This is a genomic window from Nitrospiria bacterium, assembly GCA_036397255.1.
In the GTDB taxonomy this organism is placed as follows: domain Bacteria; phylum Nitrospirota; class Nitrospiria; order DASWJH01; family DASWJH01; genus DASWJH01.
Map to the genome: position 1 here is coordinate 13967 of DASWJH010000038.1, position 18247 is coordinate 32213.

General features: G+C 46.2%; 16 protein-coding genes. 4 read left to right on the forward strand and 12 right to left on the reverse strand.

Annotation, left to right across the window (positions count from 1 at the left end):
* Window positions 1–3: 3 nt before the first annotated feature.
* From VGB26_04865 to VGB26_04915, 11 genes are all read right to left on the reverse strand, one after another.
* Entirely contained in the window at window positions 4–693 is a 690-nt protein-coding gene (locus VGB26_04865; GenBank protein ID HEX9757117.1) for a 4Fe-4S dicluster domain-containing protein, read from the reverse strand.
* A 129-nt stretch (window positions 694–822) separates the two neighbouring features.
* A complete protein-coding gene (locus VGB26_04870; GenBank protein HEX9757118.1) occupies window positions 823–2649 on the reverse strand; it encodes a citrate/2-methylcitrate synthase in 1827 nt (608 codons plus the stop codon).
* Between the two features lie 4 nt (window positions 2650–2653).
* Window positions 2654–3856, reverse strand: coding sequence for an ATP citrate lyase citrate-binding domain-containing protein (locus VGB26_04875; GenBank protein ID HEX9757119.1), 1203 nt, complete (start codon window positions 3854–3856; stop codon window positions 2654–2656).
* 425 nt (window positions 3857–4281) lie between these two features.
* Window positions 4282–4719, reverse strand: coding sequence for a hypothetical protein (locus VGB26_04880; GenBank protein ID HEX9757120.1), 438 nt, complete (start codon window positions 4717–4719; stop codon window positions 4282–4284).
* A gap of 123 nt (window positions 4720–4842) precedes the next feature.
* The gene (gene lptD / locus VGB26_04885) at window positions 4843–7044 is read right to left on the reverse strand and encodes an LPS assembly protein LptD (protein ID HEX9757121.1); all 2202 of its coding nucleotides are present in this window, start codon (window positions 7042–7044) and stop codon (window positions 4843–4845) included.
* A 1-nt stretch (window position 7045) separates the two neighbouring features.
* Entirely contained in the window at window positions 7046–8365 is a 1320-nt protein-coding gene (locus tag VGB26_04890) for a folylpolyglutamate synthase/dihydrofolate synthase family protein (GenBank protein HEX9757122.1), read from the reverse strand.
* A 2-nt stretch (window positions 8366–8367) separates the two neighbouring features.
* Window positions 8368–9207: an acetyl-CoA carboxylase, carboxyltransferase subunit beta gene (gene accD / locus VGB26_04895; protein HEX9757123.1), complete on the reverse strand. Its 840-nt coding sequence runs from the start codon at window positions 9205–9207 to the stop codon at window positions 8368–8370.
* Window positions 9208–9370: 163 nt separating this feature from the next.
* Window positions 9371–11125, reverse strand: a complete 1755-nt coding sequence (locus VGB26_04900; GenBank protein ID HEX9757124.1) for a hypothetical protein — start codon at window positions 11123–11125, stop codon at window positions 9371–9373.
* A 64-nt stretch (window positions 11126–11189) separates the two neighbouring features.
* A complete protein-coding gene (locus tag VGB26_04905) occupies window positions 11190–11573 on the reverse strand; it encodes a PilZ domain-containing protein (protein ID HEX9757125.1) in 384 nt (127 codons plus the stop codon).
* A gap of 618 nt (window positions 11574–12191) precedes the next feature.
* Window positions 12192–12602, reverse strand: a complete 411-nt coding sequence (locus tag VGB26_04910; protein HEX9757126.1) for a ferritin-like domain-containing protein — start codon at window positions 12600–12602, stop codon at window positions 12192–12194.
* A gap of 43 nt (window positions 12603–12645) precedes the next feature.
* The gene (locus tag VGB26_04915) at window positions 12646–12867 is read right to left on the reverse strand and encodes a hypothetical protein (GenBank protein ID HEX9757127.1); all 222 of its coding nucleotides are present in this window, start codon (window positions 12865–12867) and stop codon (window positions 12646–12648) included.
* 360 nt (window positions 12868–13227) lie between these two features.
* On the opposite strand from VGB26_04915, the gene VGB26_04920 reads away from it, so the two are divergent.
* The gene (locus VGB26_04920) at window positions 13228–14256 is read left to right on the forward strand and encodes a molybdopterin molybdotransferase MoeA (protein ID HEX9757128.1); all 1029 of its coding nucleotides are present in this window, start codon (window positions 13228–13230) and stop codon (window positions 14254–14256) included.
* 18 nt (window positions 14257–14274) lie between these two features.
* On the opposite strand, the gene VGB26_04925 is transcribed toward VGB26_04920, so the two are convergent.
* Window positions 14275–15438 (reverse strand): anhydro-N-acetylmuramic acid kinase, encoded by a 1164-nt coding sequence (locus tag VGB26_04925; GenBank protein ID HEX9757129.1) that lies wholly within the window; start codon window positions 15436–15438, stop codon window positions 14275–14277.
* A gap of 245 nt (window positions 15439–15683) precedes the next feature.
* Between VGB26_04925 and VGB26_04930 the strand changes: the two genes are divergently transcribed.
* The 3 genes from VGB26_04930 to VGB26_04940 are packed head-to-tail and all read left to right on the forward strand — an operon-like array spanning window position 15684 to window position 18246.
* A complete protein-coding gene (locus VGB26_04930; GenBank protein HEX9757130.1) occupies window positions 15684–16607 on the forward strand; it encodes a metal ABC transporter substrate-binding protein in 924 nt (307 codons plus the stop codon).
* 30 nt (window positions 16608–16637) lie between these two features.
* On the forward strand, window positions 16638–17435 hold the full coding sequence (locus VGB26_04935) for a metal ABC transporter ATP-binding protein (GenBank protein HEX9757131.1): 798 nt from the start codon (window positions 16638–16640) through the stop codon (window positions 17433–17435).
* Window positions 17428–18246, forward strand: coding sequence for a metal ABC transporter permease (locus VGB26_04940; GenBank protein ID HEX9757132.1), 819 nt, complete (start codon window positions 17428–17430; stop codon window positions 18244–18246). The genes VGB26_04935 and VGB26_04940 overlap by 8 nt, the downstream gene beginning before the upstream one ends.
* Window position 18247 lies beyond the last annotated feature (1 nt).

Genomic DNA, 18247 nt, shown 5'->3' on the forward strand with positions numbered 1-18247 from the left:
ATATTAACGGGTCGCATGGCTATAAGACTTTATTTCTTCTTCGCTCATTTCAAGGACCTTTTTCCATTCCGTATTGTATTTCCCCTTAGAAATTTCCTGAATCCTCTGTTCCAATCCCTCAGGGCGTTTGGCAAAGAAAACGCCATGGGTCCGTCGCGCATAAAGCCCCACCTGGTTGGAGGCAATGTCCGCAATACACACCGGAACACATAAACCGCACATCACACAACTCATAAATTCATTGGATGCGCCTTCAAAATCACCAAATACCGTTTTCCAAAGGCCCTCTCTCACATTGATCCCTTGAGGGCAGGCTTCGGTACACGCATTGCAATTCCGGCACATGGAGGATTCCGGAAAAAATTTAAACAGGTCCTGTTTGGGATCGTTGATTTCCTCTAATTTGTAAGCGGCCCGATGAACGGGGGTATTGGGCATTATGGAAAAGGACATCCCCTCTTCGATCAACATCTGGCATCCCAAACCCGTTTTCAGCTCGTAACTTCCCGGTGTTCGGTATACGGTGGAGCAGGCACCGCAGACGCCTCCCAAGCACCCGATTCCCCGGATGAGTTCATGGCCGGTATACCAATAAGCCTGCACCACAGAAATTCCTTCCGGAACATGGTAAGGTTTACCCATGATTTCAACCTGAACCGTTTTCGTTTCTTCTTTTTGACTTGTTTTTGCCATTGATCAGCCTTCTCTTCCCAGCCTTTTTGGGAAATGGTTCGTGAGTGAAAAGGTGAAAACCACTCGCCAGACCCCTTCCTTTTTACACCCAAGAAAACCGGATTGCATTAGATGATTGAAAACCTTCATCTAATGAAGCGGGGGAACCTCTCTTTTTTTAGGGCTGGCATAGTTGACCAAATAATTAAATAGTCTGATCAGACGGCTCCCTTGCTGTTTCTGATCAATCCAATGCCCGATCATACCAATGGTCCGAGCTAAAATAAAAAAGCCATTCAAGCTTTCAATGGGAAAACCAAGATCAATCAGGATCGCCGCAATGGTTCCATCCACATTTAGGATTAAGGTGTCTTTCTTGGCCGTTGTTATTTTTTCCAATTGAAGGGCAAAATCCAAATGAGGGGCAGGAATTCCCAAGCTCTTCACATAACTCACCAGCTCCTTAACCCGCTTATCCGGGTTTCGAACGCTTTTGACCCGATGGCCAATTCCCGGAACAGGACCCACATTGGCCTTCATATAAGTTAGGAAATCCTCAGGGGTTAATTGATTCTTTACCGCATAAGTAAACCATTTTCCTGCATCGGTCACTGCCCCACCAAAACGGGGACCAATCATAATCAAGCCCGCAGCCACCGCTTGGGCCATCTGGATTCCCGCACATGCGGCAATAACCGTGGTGAGGGCACCGCTGACACAAGGCCCATGGTCTGCGGACAGCATAATAATCCGCTTGATGATTTCAGCCTCGTGGGTTGAAACCAATTTCTTGTTCCATAATAACCCGATCACGTGAGGAATATGGTAACCCTTATTGATCAGCTCCGAGGCAGGATAACCCTGATAAAGGGGCTCATCCCCACGATCATCGCTGATGGTGGATTTAATGAGCGGTTGGACAAATACCTCCCCGCTCTTTACGGCTTCGTCCACGGTCATAGGAAGCTTCGGCAATTTGGAAATGTCGATTTCCACTTCAGATTTGACCTCACCGGTTTCAATCAGTTCTTTATAGACCTCTTTAATGGCCGGTCCCAGTGCGCCAAAAGTCGCGGGAACAAGGGCACCCGCATCTTTCAGGGCATCGGCTTTGCTTCGTGCAGACCCTTCACCTTGAACACCCTCTTTCGCACCGGCATGGCCGAACTTCATTCCCTTGGGTAAAACCTCCTGGCAAAACCCGGAAATGACCCCGATTAATCGGATTCGGCGCTTTTTTGCTTTATACCACTGCGCGGCTTTTTCTTCTAAGTCTCCCCCCATTTCGCCGACGATAATAACGGCCTTGGTTTGGGAATCCTTCTCAAACATTTCAAGGTAGGTCACATAATCAGACCCAGGATAGGCATCCCCGCCGATCCCAATCACGGTGGTTACCCCGTCCGCAAATTGACTGGCTATCCAAATGATCTCATTGGAGAGCCCTCCTGATTTGGTCAAAACACCAAATGAACCGGGTCTGTACAATTTAGACAGAACCAAATTGTCAAAGGCTCCCCCGGCTACGCCTAAACGGCACTCTCCTGCGGACATAATGCCAATGGCAGAGGGTCCGTTAAAAATCTTTCCAAGACGCCTCGCCTCCCGGCCCAACATTTTGGCGTCTTTTTCAGGAACACCCTCCGTAATCATAGAGACCAGCTTAATGCCATTTTCTTTGAGAGCCTCCATGGCCGCTTTATAGGCCCGGTCAGGACCGACATAAATCAGACTGGTGTTAATTTCCGGAAAATGGGCCATGGCCTCACCCACGGTTTTAAAAATTGGAATAGATATTAGTTCACTCCCGTAAGGAACTTCAGCAGTATTTCCTGCATCGGGAGGAAATACAAACGCTTTTACATTTAAAGGACTCTTAATTAAATGACAAAATTCCGCCATCCTTCGTGCAGCATTGACCCCTGCAGGCCCACCCTGGATGACCACACGCGTGCCTTTCGTAGCAACGATACTCATTTTCTCAACCCCCTCCTTTAATCGAGAAATTCACAATATCCGTTAACGGGGTGGTCCGATCAAACACATGGATCTTAAACCCTTCCTCTTCGAGGGCCTGCATGGCTTCTAGTCCCTCTTTCTCATAAGGTCCTCCCCGTCTGACCCAAATCTCAACACCGTCCAGTTTTCCCTTTGCCTTAGCACGCCTGAACCCATTGATGATTCCAGAAAAGGTTTTCTTAACGTTGGTGAAGTTTGCAATGGCTCCCCCCACAATAATCCGCTTGATTCCAGGAAGGGAACACACTTTGTCGGTCAGCGCTTCCACCGCCCAATCCGCCGGATCTCCGGAATACTCCGCATAATTGGCCAGCTTTCCACCCATCGCGACCACCGCATCCGCATAAAACACACTGGCACCTCCACCCGCAGGCAGAAGAGCGGTATCCCCACCCGGGATTTGGATAAATTTTACGGATCCTTTGATTCGGGAATCTATTTCTATAATCGCTTTTTCATCATCGGAATATGGCCGCCCAAACTCCGATGCAAAAGAGAAATCCCAATCCTTATGGCGGAACCGGGCATCCCCATCCAGCATGGTCACGGCGTCCAACGCAACTACAGAATCATTCGAAGACCGCAATACCAGCGGGTTGATCTCAATATACGTTCCGTCTTCATTCTCGTAGGCGTTAAACAACTTGATGGTAAATTCAACCACCTTTGGGGTTAGCTTGGCATCAAAACCGGCCTCCTTGGCAAGTTTTTTCAAATCCTCCTCTTTGGGTTTTTCACCCAATTCGACAAAAACCCTCTTGACTCGATCCCAATGCCCTTCAATTTCAATTCCCCCCATGGAAGCTAAAAGTATTTCTGCTCCTTCACGAACGGATTTTACTGCGACATAAAATTCTTCTTTATGGGGAACCATTTCCGAAACGATGACTTGAGAAATGGCCAATCCCTCCACTGTTTTGCCCAGCATTTCTTTGGCCTCCTTCTTTGCAGTGGCCAAATTAACATCCACTTTTACCAAACCCAGTTTGAAACGGGACCCGATCGCCTCATGGGCTTTGACCACCAGCTTCCCTTTTTTTAACCAGTCGTTGGCTTCAGCCAACTGCTCCAACTGGTCCACCGAAGTAATCACTGCATAGTTCGGGACGGACATTCCCCACTTTCTTAAAAGGCCCATTCCGGGGCCTTCTAACACCTTAGCCATAAAAACCTCCCCTTTGTTAATTCAACCTAAAAATTTGATTCAAATAAAAGGATTTTACATCTCTCCCAGAAAATAAAAACCTTAAATTAACAATTAAATCAATGAGTTATCATAACATCTCTTTTGGGGACAAAACAGCCGAAAAGAACAACTAAGGTAGCAAGGGGACCCGACTTTTGTCAAGAAATTTCTGGTTGGTTTTCTTAAAGAAACCGGGTAGAAAGGGCTCTTCTCTGATTCATCAGGCTACACATTAAAGGTTAATAAAAAATGTTGGAGGTTTGAGGCGTTAGGCCTGAAAAAACAAAAAAAACGTGAGGGGTGAAGGGTCAGGAGTTAGGGGGAGAGAAAACTTCTACCCCCCTTAATCCCTCCTAACAAAGGAGGAAAATCAAAGCAACACTCGGAATCAGTAAAAAGATAGATTACTTTTTCGGTTGCTCGACTTTAATAATGGAAATCAGTGTTTTCCAGATTTTGAGAACTTTGGTATTGGTATGATCCCGCTGCTCTACCCCCTGGGGAGGCCCCATAATGTTGATCACCACTCCATCCGAGGTGGTAATGGCATAGGTATGAGTGGACTCGGCTAAATACCCTTTCTTCCCTGTTGATGTTTCATAGTAACCCACAATTTTTTCAGCCGTGTCATCAGAAAAATATTGGTTCTGAAACCAATGAGCCCCGCTGTTTTTATCTTTTAAATCATCTTTTCGGTTGAGTGTCCACCCCGGATAGATGGGCGCACCTAAAATCGTTTCTTGACCGGAACCACCCTCGGAAAATCCTAAATTGGGTTGAAAAACAAGTAAACACACTCCCCCTAATAAAATTCCAAGCACTGATAATACTTTTTTGGCCATTATTTTTCCTCTCTATGTGGGTTGGCAAAATAAAAGGCTGTTTTTAAGAGACCTGGGCTCCATTTAAAAGTACCAGAATCTACCAAACGCGCAACTGGGGGGGGATTTAGGTTTTTTAGGGGTTTAGGGGGAGAAAAAAAGCCTGTGCAGAAGGCCTGTTTCAATGGCACCGGCACCTTTCAGGGAGATCAAAAAGGAAAATTGGTCTTTCTCAGGAAGGTCCTGAAAGGCAAAGGCCACAGCCCAGCATTGGCTCTCGTATTGAACCCCGTAAACCATTTCGGTTTTGGCGTGGCGGTTTAAATCATAATAAGCCCGATTGGCAAATGTAAATCCAAGGGGAAGTTTTAATGTGGTGGAAAGTGTAAAAAAATGAACTTCGGGGACTGAGATCCGCTGATTGATTGCAGAAGGATTAAACAGATCCCCCCGCTGGGGAAGTACGGTGGTTTGGGTAAACCGATGACCGAAGGAGGCATTCCACCAACTCATGAGTGTAAAATTTAAATCGGAATTCACAGAACTCCACCGTCCTTTTTCCAAATCCAAAAAGCTATCCACTTCCAAACCCACGGGCCAGGGGGTTGCAACCCACATTTCCCCCCGAAGGTCCGAAAAAGGGCGCTGAACGGGGGCCCCGTTTAAAACCGGGACCGGGGGAATTTTGATGTTGTAACTCTGCGTGAATTTCAAAGAAAGAAATTCTAAACGCTTTACCTTTGGGGTTTGATCATCCGTTTGGTAAAAAGCTAAAAACCGCTGAAGAATCGAATAGGTCACCCGGTGTTGGGGATCCACTACATCGAGCTCATCAAAAAAGGGGGGAGGCGATTTCTCATCCTCTTCCACATATTCGTAAAGGACGGAGGGTTCTATTTGATGACGAATGCTATTTAAAGTAGACCCCTCCTTCATCATAAAGGTCCGGGCCAATTTGGTATCGGCACGGAGGCTGGTCCAATAGATTTCGCGATGTGTATTTTCCCTTGAGGCTTGTTCCCTGGAATATAGGGTCTCCCGAAACCCTATGGCAGGGACCATCACCAAACCCCGCAAGGGTTCAAAATGCAGGAAAATTTTTGGGGCTAAATCCAGCCTACGGGCTTTGATCCCTTCTTCCCGCCAAAATTGATCCCCACTGGTCTCAACACTTGCAAATAGGGGGAGAGATCCTAGCCGAAAGGGAATCAATGAGTAGCCTACTTTTGGAAGGGTTTGAAGTGTCTGGTCACTGCCGGAGGTTAAATCCTGGGTATAACGGCCCAATAAAAAGGCAAAATGGTTTTCTTTTCCATAAATCAAGGAAACGTTGGATTCAAGACTTCGTTGGGACCGCTCCTCAGTAAACTCACTTAAATCCCGGAAATAAGAATCATCGTTTACATATTTTCCATCAACCCTCCCCTTAAAATGCGGGGTAAACTCCTGTAGGTGATGGTAGCTCATATCCAGGCGATCCTCGTTGATGTCCGTGTCATGAAACAAAAAGGTATTGAGGCTCCCCTGAGAGGTCCGACTCAGTTTATACCGGTACTCCAATCCACCCCCAACGCCACGATCGCTCCTGGTATCCAAAGTCAGTGTCGCATCCATGTGGGGGTTGAGGGCCCAAAATAAGGCCTGGCTATATTTAAATCCCTCCGTGGAGCTGTAACCAAAATGAGGAATTAAAAGTCCCGTCTGCCGCTCTCTTTTCGCGGGGTACACAAACCAGGGCACATAGAAAACGGGAACTTTTTTGACATAAAAAGTAACATCTTTGGCCACCAGATACCCCTCTAACTGGACCCTCATATTTTGCACACGAAATCGCCAATCAGGGGTTCCCTCCTCTTCTTCGCATTCACAGGTGGTAAACCAGCCTCTCTCCAAGGCATATCGATCCTCTGAAAGCTTTTCCAGTATTTCCCCTTGAATGCGGTAACCGCCCGGTTGAAGAACCAATCGGCTGTTGTAAAAACGGCCCTGCCGCGTTTTAATATTTAGCTCTCCTTCCTCCCCTTCAAGGGAATTCTCCCCATCAAGGAAGAAAAAATCTCCGGAGATGTGTGCATCCCCTGTTTTGTTCTCCAAAATAATCCGGTTGGCATTGAGTTGCAGATCTCCCTGGAGAATCTTCACCGAACCTTCTGCCTCATACCGGTCTTTTTCTTTTTGATATTCCAAACGGTCTGCTTGAATTTCAACGGGAATTTCTAATTTCGGCACTAGTTCAATTTCGGAAATTTCTTGTGCCTGGGCAGGATAATAAAACAATAAAAGAAACAGGCCAATCAAACTGGAGAAAAATTGGGATGGAGTTGCAGGTGGGTTCCCGCTCCTCATCTCACCCTTTAAGCAGGGAGGGGACCTTTCCCTCCAGGTGGGCTTTTACTTCTCCAACCGTGTAAAGAGAACCTGTGACACAAATTAGATCTTGAGGGAACGCATGGGACCGGGCCAAACCCATTGCGTCTGAAACCCTTTGAATACAATGGTAAGGAACATGGTAGGACTCAACGGCAACTTCCAGTTGAGAAACAGAAGCGGCCCTTTCATAATCAGGGCGGGTCAATATCACTTCGTCTGCTAAAGGAATGATTTCATTAAAAAACCCGGGAAAATCTTTATCCTTAAGCATTCCGATGACCAGAATCACCCGTTGTCGCCCTATGCGTATTTCCCTAAGAGCACGGGAAAGCACGAAAGCAGCGGCGGGATTATGTGCACCATCTAGAATGATGAGAGGGTCCTCTTCTACTATTTGAAGCCTTCCCTCCCATTTAACCTGCTTCAACCCCAAAAGGACTTTTTCGGTTTCTAGATGATAACCTTTTTGCGAAAGGATTTCTAAAACCGCTAGAGCAGTTGCGGCGTTCTGGACTTGATGGGCCCCTTTGAGAGAACAAGACAAATCATCCAAAGAAAATACAGGGCCACGATAGGAAAAACACCCCGGATCTTCCCCCCTTACCTGAACAGTTTCATTCACACAGGTCAAGGGCGCTTTTTCTTCCAACGCTCGGGAACGGATCACCCCCAGGGGCCCTTCTTTGGTCTCGGAGGTCACCACGGGCACCATGGGTTTGATAATTCCCGCTTTTTCAAAGGCAATCTGCTCCAGCTGATATCCCAGGTGTTGACAGTGGTCCCGGTCTATTTGTGTAATGACCGACACTTCTGGAATCAGTAAATTGGTGGCATCAAAACGGCCTCCCATCCCCACCTCCACCACAGCCATCTCTACCCCTTCCCGCGCAAAGTGAAGAAAAGCCATTGCGGTCGTAAATTCAAAAAAAGTGGGAAGAACAGGGTTTTGTTGATTTGAAATGTGAGGAGGATGTTGGGAAAGGACATTTTGAATTTCATGGGTAAGCAGAACCAAATCCTCATCCTGAATGAGATTATGATTCACTCGAATCCGCTCGTTAAAATCAACCAGGTGGGGGGAGGTATACAATCCCACCCGAATCCCTTGCGCCTGGAGAATAGAAGACAAAATAGCCGCAGTAGACCCCTTTCCGTTGGTTCCTGCAATATGGATAGAGGGAAAACAACGATGAGGATTGCCGAGAAATTCCATCAAGCGGGTCATATTTTCCAAACCCACTTTCATCCCCCGCCATTGAAGACTAAAAAGAAAATCGATGGTGTCTTTAATTCCCATAATCAAAAAAACTCGATAAGCTTCGCCAAAACATCTTTGAGGCGTTTTCGCTCGACGATCATATCCAGCATTCCGTGCTCCAGAAGAAACTCCGCCCTTTGGAACCCCGCCGGAAGCTGTTGTTTAATCGTCTGTTCAATCACGCGGGGCCCGGCGAAACCGATGAGCGCTTTCGGTTCGGCAATAATCACATCACCCAACATGGCCACACTGGCGGTAACGCCCCCAAAAGTGGGATCAGTTAAAACAGGAATAAAGAGGACCCGATTTTCATGTAAACGGGCAATGGCCGCACTGGTTTTGGCCATCTGCATTAGGGACAGGGTTCCTTCCTGCATACGGGCCCCCCCTGACGCGGTAACCAAAATAAAGGGACGCCGGGTCAGAACAGCCCGTTCCGCGGCTCGGACAATTTTCTCCCCCACAACGGACCCCATGCTCCCGCCCATAAATGCAAAATTAAACAATCCAAAAATAACAGAGTGCCCTTTAATTCCCCCCTCTCCCACCACAATGGCTTCTTGGGTCCCGCTTTTTTCCCGGTGAACCTTCAACCGGTCCTTATATTTTTGGGTATCCCGAAAATCCAATACATCCACGGGATAAATTTCCTGATCCCATTCCTTGAAGCTCCCCTCATCCAGCATGAGGGCGATCCGCTCCCCAACGGAAATGGGGAAATGGTAATCGCATTTTGGACAGACCTTTTCATTCTTTTCCACTTCTTTTCGATAAACGATTTCACGGCAGTTGTTGCACTTCACCCAAAGGCCCTCCGGAATTTTTCCTTTTTTCCGTTCAGGGCTGGGCTCATCAGAGGAACCTTTTCGAAACCATGCCATGACTATTGCTCTCCCTTTAATAGGGGAATGATTAAAACGAAAATCATGAGATGACGGATATGGTTTTTTAAAATGGTAACAAGAATACCATAATTTAACATTTTAATAAATTTCATTCAAGACCGGAAGGCTTTATTTTTAAAGAATTTTTCTCTTATGGAGATTATTGAATCCTCAACACATAGGAACCAAAGCGGCCTGCGGAAGCAGGAACGGAGGGAGAACGGGTAATGCGGACATAATGGACCCCCGTTTGGGTCGCCATGAAAATTCGGCTGGAAGATAGGGTTGTTTGATCGTTTGGAGGACAGCTTAATCCGCAATCAAACGTGTAGGTCTGGCCGTTCAAATTATCACTGAAAGCAATAAAAGAAGGGACGGAATCACAGCAATAGATTTCCATAAAGGTATCCGCGCCATTGGTGAGGTTTTCGGTTTGAACCGTATAAAACTGATTACCCACTGCATCAAATCCCACCACATCAACATCATTTCCAAAAGTGGATAAATAAAAGGTGTGGAATTCTGTTGATCCTGTGATTTTCCGATTAGGATTAAAATTGTCGTCATTGAGTTCAAATATATCTTCAAAAAAATCAATTTTTCGATCCCCAAAAATCGATGTCATTCCTACTAATTCATTATGGCCGCGATCAAACCAACCCTCCCAAAAGGTTCCCAGCTTGGCCGGGGACTTGTTAGGAAGGGATTGCGTAAACACATCCCAGATAGGAGAACCCCCCAAGGTCAAGGTATCAAAAGCTTCTGGCTGAGATCCCGTGATGGAAACATCCATTGGGTCATCAAAAATATCCCATAGAACCGCTGCAACCGCAATTTCATTGGAAGAAAAAAGGGCAAGAGAAGAAAGGGATGGACCCTCAATTTCAAAAAATGTAGAACCTCCGTTATCTCCTCCTTTCGTATCAATTTGACTGGATTTTTTTTGAACAGCGCTGGAGAGAAAATGGGCAAATCCCTCCGACCAAGCCAAACGGGTATCCTGGGTTGAATCGCGGAGGGTGTGGGGACCTCCGGGGGAATCATCCCTGGATAATTTCTCGGATAGAAAATGAGCATACTCATGGATAATGATATCATCGTCATATTCATCGGTATCAGTTGCTTCTCCAAGAAGGAAGATGGAATCAAGAGCGGAATTGAAACAGGTACCATCCGTGGTACCTGTTTCCCAATAGGCTTTTAAGAGGGGTGGAGCGGTTCCATCAAGGTTTCGAACCCATTCAGAAGCCTCAGTGAGAACATCCAGAATATTAAAAGGACCGCCCCCACCGCTTGCCACCGTGGCATGAATATTGACAGATGAAGGGACTGAATTTTCGTCAAAGGAGGTTGAAGTCACTGCATAGAGGGCATTTTGTGTCCGATTATCTCTCACTTCCAAATTAACGTTCTGGCCGCTGTCCGTCTTGGATAGAACACGAACATAGACCCCCGTGGCTCCATCGTTTGAAAAGGAAATGGAATAAACCCCACCGCCATCACTGGCCCCGGTGGCTAATACCGCCCCATCGTTTACCCGTATAACCTGCACCTGGCCAAACCGAATCGGATTCGAGGTCCGATTACCGGTAAACCCAGCGGAATTATATTCCCGGTCTTCGTAGGTTACATTTCCGGTAACCATTGCTGAAACCCCTTGGGCATTGGCAACCTGAACCCCTTTTTGGGATTTCAAGAAATCCCGTCCACGTTCAACCCAACGCTTAAGCAAACCCACAGTGTTCCCAAAGGCCTTGGGACCTTCCTGGGCAATTAAAATGGCTTGGGAAGACGCGGAGGCCGAGCAACCTAAAACAGAATTGCCAGAGACCGTACTGGAAGAACCCCCATCGCCACACCCTTGGACGAGGATTAAAAAACATAATGAAATTCCGAAAACTTTATTGAAAATCATAATTATGTTAAGAGGTCATGTTGAATAGGTGAATTTAAGTATATGGAAGGAAATTAATCTTAAATTAGAGGGACCCACTATTGACCGGTGGAATTTCGTGTCGCCAAAACCGCCCATGGTAATCCCCCGCTTCAATATAGGAAAGCAAGTCGGGTTGGTCATCACCAATCGGTTCATTAAATTCAATTCCCATGGCATAGGATTGGCTAATGGGCTTGACCCAACGAACCCTACCCTCCAACCATTCCGTTTTTTTGAACCATCCATCGGAGGCAAAATAAATCCGCATATTAATATCCGCTTCAATCTGAAAAGGCTTTTTACTCATAAATCCCAATCCCCCTCTTCCGATGACCCATCCATAAGTCATCACACTTTTATTATCCGATGAACGGGAGATAACGAGACGAAACGGAATTTGGGTTCGGTGAAAGCGCCGGCTTTCCATCCATTTGGTTTCTGTTTCCGTAAGGGACCCTCCCCAATCTTTTGACCCATATCACACGCGGTTATTTCAAAACATAACGCAACAATGGGGATTAGTCAATGAGAAGCCCCCGCCATAACTGGACCCAAAGAGGGGGGGGAAATTCCAAGAAAATTGCAATGCAATAAAGATCCCCGCACCGCAAAACTTCGGGGTATCCAGAGCAAAAACTGAATTTTCAAATCCCCCTTATTCCGCCTTTTCTTAAGGGAGAGAGAAAGGGAGTACCCCTTATTCCAAAGGGAAAAACATTCAAAATCTCCCCATCCCTTGGAATTGAGGCCTCTCCAAACTTTCCCCTCTTTGGAAAAGGCCCGCACCGAACTCCCCCTCTTTTTTAAAGAGGGGCCAGGGGAGATTTTATAATCTCAAATCCCCCTTATTCCCCCTTTTCTAAAGGGGGAGAGAATTGGAGAATCCCCTTTTTCTAAGGGGAGAGAAAGGGAGTACCCCTTATTCCAAAGGGGATACTAAGGGGTCACCCCCTTGAAAACTAGGAAGAATAACAAATATAAACGTTCCAGCTTCAAGGGTGTATTTGGCCAATGAATCGCCAAATTTGAAAACGACCTCGGAGGATCAAACAAGCGTTCGATAAATTTCCTTCAACAGGTCCATGTGAGCCAACTCGTCCTGCGCCAGGTGTTTCAGAAGTTTTTTCAATTCCTCATCTTCTGTTTCTTCATATTCTCTCTGGTAACGAAGATACGCTTGGCGTTCATCTTCATAATCCTGCGCCAACATCTCGTGAACGGATCTCCCTTCCTGATGGGCCGGTTTTTCTGAATTCACATGAACTTCCATATGCAACCCCAATACCTTTTCCAAAACCTGCACATGTTTCCGCTCAATTTCACAGAGTTTCTCCAGCTTGGCCTTGACCACTGGATGGGGGACTTTTTCAGCCTGGAATCGATACTTTTCCAGAGAGTTATATTCATCCTGCAAATCCGCCATTAACTTGGTTAATGTGCGCTCGTTGGGTTTCATGTTCTCAGCCCCAAACCGTTCATCATTGCCTCAAAAAAATATTCTAATTTCCCGATATGTCTACCCCCCCTGGGAGGGCCCCTCGTCGCTCATCTTCCCTCCGATCCTCCTGTCTTCGCTCTTCGAGGCGCTTTTCAACCTCAATTTTTCGAGGAGAACGGTGGACTCTACGATCTTGTCCACTTCGCCGGGTTCTCAATCTTCTCAGTAAATTTTTTCTTCGGGATAAACCCCTGCGATCTCCCCTTCGCCGATCCTGGTTCATATCTCTCCTCTTGTTTCCAAAACGATCTGGTTCTTTCCTTTTTCAAAACACCTCTTCTCAAAGAATTGCTAAAACCCAAAAAACCATTGAAAATAAAATAGAATGGGATAGTAAAGAATTCCAAAAAAGGAGTCAAGCGTAGGGAGTCCCTTTTCCCATTCTCTTTACCTAACACCCCATTCGTGAGGTAAAGGCAAACCAGGGTTTCCACTGAAATCCATTTTATCATAGAGGTGTTCTTTTCAATCATTGTTTAATGATATGAAACTCAGAGAAATTTCATTGACAAACTGACCTATTCACACCATATAATCCATGGGTTCGGAAGAAATCACTTCATTTTCCAAAAGGAGAGGATCAATGAGTCAACAAAATCCAGGAAATCCACCCGATTCGCCAAACGCTCAGGACCCGGTTCAAAAGGCACTTGATCAATTTATTCCCAATTTTCCCATCGGGCCCATTGGGGCAGAAAAAATTCCAATCGAAAAAGCGTTGGGAAGGGTAACCGCAAGGGACATCAAAACCCTGGTCGACTCCCCTCCCTATTCCCGCTCTATCATTGAAGGGTTTGTCGTAAATACTCTGGACATTCAGTCGGCCTCCCCGGAAAACCCTCTTTTCCTTTCTCTCCTTGGAGAAATAACATTGGGAATGTCCAAAATTACCCCCATTACCGCAGGTGGTGCTTACCAGGTCTCCACGGGAAGTTTAATCCCCTCGGGGGATGTCAGCGTCATCCGTTTATTCGAGGTTGAACGATCTGGAAAGCAGATATTAATTAAAAAAGCCCTTCAAAGCGGCGAAAATATTGAAACCAAAGGGTGCGACCTCAAAAAAGGATCCATATTGATTCCAAAAGGAAAAAAAATGACACCCGATGATATTGGAATCCTCGCCAGCCAAGGGATACTTAAGGTTCAAGTAGCCAAAGCCCCTAAAGTCGCTATCTTTTCATCCGGCAATGAAGTCATTCCTCCCACAAAGCCCCTCAAACCCGGCCTCATTTGGGACTGTAATTCCTATTCTCTCGCAGTCAGTGTTCTGAAAGAAGGTGGTATTCCAATTTTTAAAGGGATTATGAAGGATGATTTTAACGGTTTTTTAAAACGCTTAAACAACACCCTCGCCCAGGCCCATATGGTTCTTATTTCGGGAGGAACGGCCGTTGGGGGACGGGATTTTATCAAAGACCTCATCAACGCCGCCGGAAAGCCGGGAACATTGGTAGATGGGGTTCCCATGCGTTCGGGTAAACCCCTTATTATGGGTGTTATTGGAAAAAAACCCATTGTCTGTGTGGCAGGTCATCCGCCAGAAGCCTTACGGGGATTTTCATTATTTGGTGCCCCCGCTTTAGAACGCCTTTTAGGAAAAACCGCGCCCTAGAAAGACCGAGTGAACGGGTTATTTAAAGGGTGAACCCTTAACAATTTTTCCCATAATGACCCGTCGCTTTGCTCCCGTGACGCTCGGGAGATTATTAGGTATGCCTTCATGGGTGAGAAAAGCCAAAAAGGCAAACGCCATGGCTTCAACCGCACGGCTGTGGAACCCATAATCTTCATAGGTCTGAACGGGAAGAGGGGAAAAAATCTTTCTCAGATATAACATGAAAGTTCGGTTCATGACACCGCCCCCTCCCACGATAACCTCTTGAAGACCTCGGCCCTTTTGGGGCAACCATTGTAAACAGGAAGCGATTCCATATACGGAAAAAACCGTTAAGGTGGCTAATATATCCGAGTGGGATAGATGAAGGGTCTTTGCTTTTTGAATGAGCTTTTCAAGATATGGGAGACCAAAGGTTTCACGGCCACAACTCTTTGGAGGACGTTGCCGGAGAAAAGGGTGGCGGGTTAGCCATCCCAATAATTTTGAATTGACCTGACCTTTACGAGCCAGAGTCCCATTTTTGTCCATCCTTTTTTTTCCATGAGAGCAAAAACCGATATATCCATCCAACAACATATTGCCGGGCCCCACATCAAACGCAAGAACATCCTCCTCTTTGGTCCCAGATGGAAGAAAGGTCACATTACTGATACCCCCCACATTGACCACCAGCCGTGTCTTTTTGGAATGGCCTAATAAAGTCTGATGAAAAAGCGGGGCCAAAGGGGCTCCTTCACCCCCCGCTGCCATATCCCGAGGCCTAAAATCCGCCACAGTGGTAATACCGGTCCTCTCCGCAATTACCGAAGGTTCTCCAATTTGAAGGGTGGAGGCAATGGTCCTTTTCCCTTCTGGGATCCCTTTGGAAAGGTGGTGAACGGTTTGCCCGTGGGACCCGATCAGACGAACCTTATTCGGCTCATAACCATTTTTTCTAAGAAGACGAAGGACAGCATCAGAAAATAACTCTCCCAGATAAAAATTAAGATGGCAAATCTCATCGACGGTTCCGCTCAAAGCCGCATGGAGTATCCTTTTTTGAACCCCCACGGGATAAGAAAAAGTTTCAAATCCCAATAAACGGATTTTGGGGTGATGCCCTTTCCCACGAACGTCTACCAAAGCGGAATCGATTCCATCCGCGGAAGTTCCCGACATTAATCCAACAATCTTCATAGAAAACCAATTAGAAAGTTTTTAGGTTTCAATATCCAGGAAACTGGTTTTTCCCACTCCATAAAAATTAAACTTAAAAAACCGTTTCAAACCTCCCCAATGTCCTCTAGCAAACGGAAGCCTACCTCATCAAACAAACCTGGGTCAAGAAATTTGTCGGTTTGACAACATTTTGAAATAAATGTTATTTTCCAGCTTCCATGGCATTTAAAAAATTAAAAAGATGGGGAAAAATCCCTGAAAAAATGAACCGGAGAAAACCACGCTTGTGGGCCTTCAAGCTTGGATTTTTACTGCTCATCACCCTCATGGGTCACTCAACCAGTTGGGGGAATGAACGGGTCCGTGTGGTAACCACCATCCCCATCCTCAAAAACATCGTCCAGGAAATCGGGGGCGAAAACGTTTCGGTCAAAAGTCTTTTAAGAGGGGTAGAAAGCCCCCATACCTATGGTCCAAAACCGAGCGATCTCACCGCCCTTCAGAAAACTCAACTTTTTATTCAAATCGGGGCAGGACTCGAAGGATGGGTAGAGGGATTCATCAAAAACGCACAACACGAAAATTTGCTGACCGTCACCACTTCACAAGGAGTTGCCTTGCTGGAGGATAGTGAACCCCAGCGAGAAAAATCTGACCACACCCACTTTAGAAACCCCCATATTTGGCTGGACCCCCGGAATGTCAAGTTGATGGCAGAACATATTAGCAAAGCGCTGATCCAAGTTGCCCCGGGGAAAAAAAACACATTCATTCAAAACCAACACCTCTTTTTTAAAAAATTAGATGTACTAGAAATGGAGATTCATCACTTGTTCGAGGGTATTCCTAATCGAAAAATCATCAGCTACCACCCTGCTTGGCCCTACTTTGCACACCGGTTTGGAATTACGATATCCGGAGAAATCCAAGGGCAAATTGGAACGGAACCCTCTGCAAAACAGTTGGCCAGTTTGGTCAAAACCATCAAAGAACAGAACATCCGAGTTATCGTCTCGGAACCTCAACTCAACCCTAAAATTCCCCGAACCCTCGCACAGGAAACGGGGGCTCAATTGGTCACCCTAACCGTTCTGCCCGGAGCCATTCCTGGAACAGATGATTACTTTTCAATGATGCGGTATAATGCCGCTACCCTTGCAGAAGCTTTGCGGGAAAAATCATTTTGAGACAGGGTCTCCTCACCCGGGAAAAACTCCTTGGCCTTCAAAAATAAAAACATAATCCACTTTTCCCAGGTCACGGTTGGCTATCAACAATCTTTGGCCTTGGAAGACATTAATCTTGAAATTCCAACCGGAGAATTTTTAGGGATTATTGGTCCCAACGGATCAGGAAAAACCACTTTATTAAAAACCATCCTGGGGCTCATCACCCCGATACAGGGAACCGTTCACATTTTCGACTGCTCATGCGAAAAACTTCGTTGCCACCACAGGGCGAGGATCGGGTACCTTCCCCAAAAAGGATTTGTCAATCCGGACTTTCCCATCACCGTTCGAGAAACGGTCCTGATGGGGCGGTATAGTTCAGTGGGCCTTCTGAAGCATATCCAAAAGAAGGACCATGAAATCGTTCAGGAAGCATTAGAGGCAGTGGGTTTAGTGGATCAATTGAATACCCCTTTGGGCTACCTCTCGGGAGGACAACAACAACGGGTGTTTATTGCTCGAACCCTGGCCCAAAAACCTGAAGTCCTCCTCCTGGATGAGCCTACCACGGGGATTGATGCCCACACCCAGCACAGTTTGATGAGTCTGATCAATAAACTGCATAAGAATTTTGGCCTCACTATCCTCATGGTGACCCATGATATTAACCTCATCAGCCCCCATGTGGATCGGATGGCCATTTTGAATCACCGTCTTTTTGCCATCGGGAAACCCCGTGAAATCCTGAACCAGGAAACCCTCTCCAAAGTCTATGGAAAGGAAGTGATTATTATGGAACGCCCTGCTGGCTCGTTTGTGATTGTGGGGGATCATCACCATGCCTGAATGGATCTCTTACGGGTTTATTCAACGGGCATTGCTTTCATCGGTTTTGGTTGGATGTCTCTGCTCCATCATCGGGGTTTTTGTCATTCTTAAGGGTTTTTCTTTTATAGGAGCAGGAACTGCCCATTCTGCTTTTGCAGGGGTCACCTTGGCTTATCTGTTGGGGATCAATCCCATGGGGCTGGCCATCCTTTTTGGGGTGGGAGCAGTCTGGGTGATCGGGTTTTTAGAACAAAAAGGCAAAATGAAACTGGATGTTTCTACCGGAATCTTCTATACCTCTACCATGGCCTTGGCCATTCTCTTTATTGGTATGATGAAAGGCTACAATGCAGAGGTGTATGGGTATCTTTTCGGTTCTATCCTTTCAGTCAGTCAAACCGATATTTGGATCATGAGCTTCGTGACCTTCTTGATTCTTTTCATTATTTTTCTTTTCTATAAAGAATTTCATTTTATTGCCTTCGATCAAGAAATGGCAGATGCTTCCGGAATTCCAGCCCGAACCCTTTCTTACCTCTTGCTGACATTGATTGCTCTAACCATCGTCATTTCTTTGAAATCGGTCGGGGCGGTTTTGGTTTTTGCCCTGGTCATTATTCCCGCCGCAACCGCCTACCAGCTCACCCACACCATGAAAACCATGATGATCTGTTCGGTCCTGGCCGGAACGAGTTCCTCAGTGGGAGGGGTTTTCCTTTCCTATTGGTTTGACCTTCCATCTGGAGCAACCATTGTACTGTTGGCAACGGGTTTTTTCTTTTTATCCATTTTGTTTTCTCCAAAACGAAAGATGTATCAAAAAACCTGAT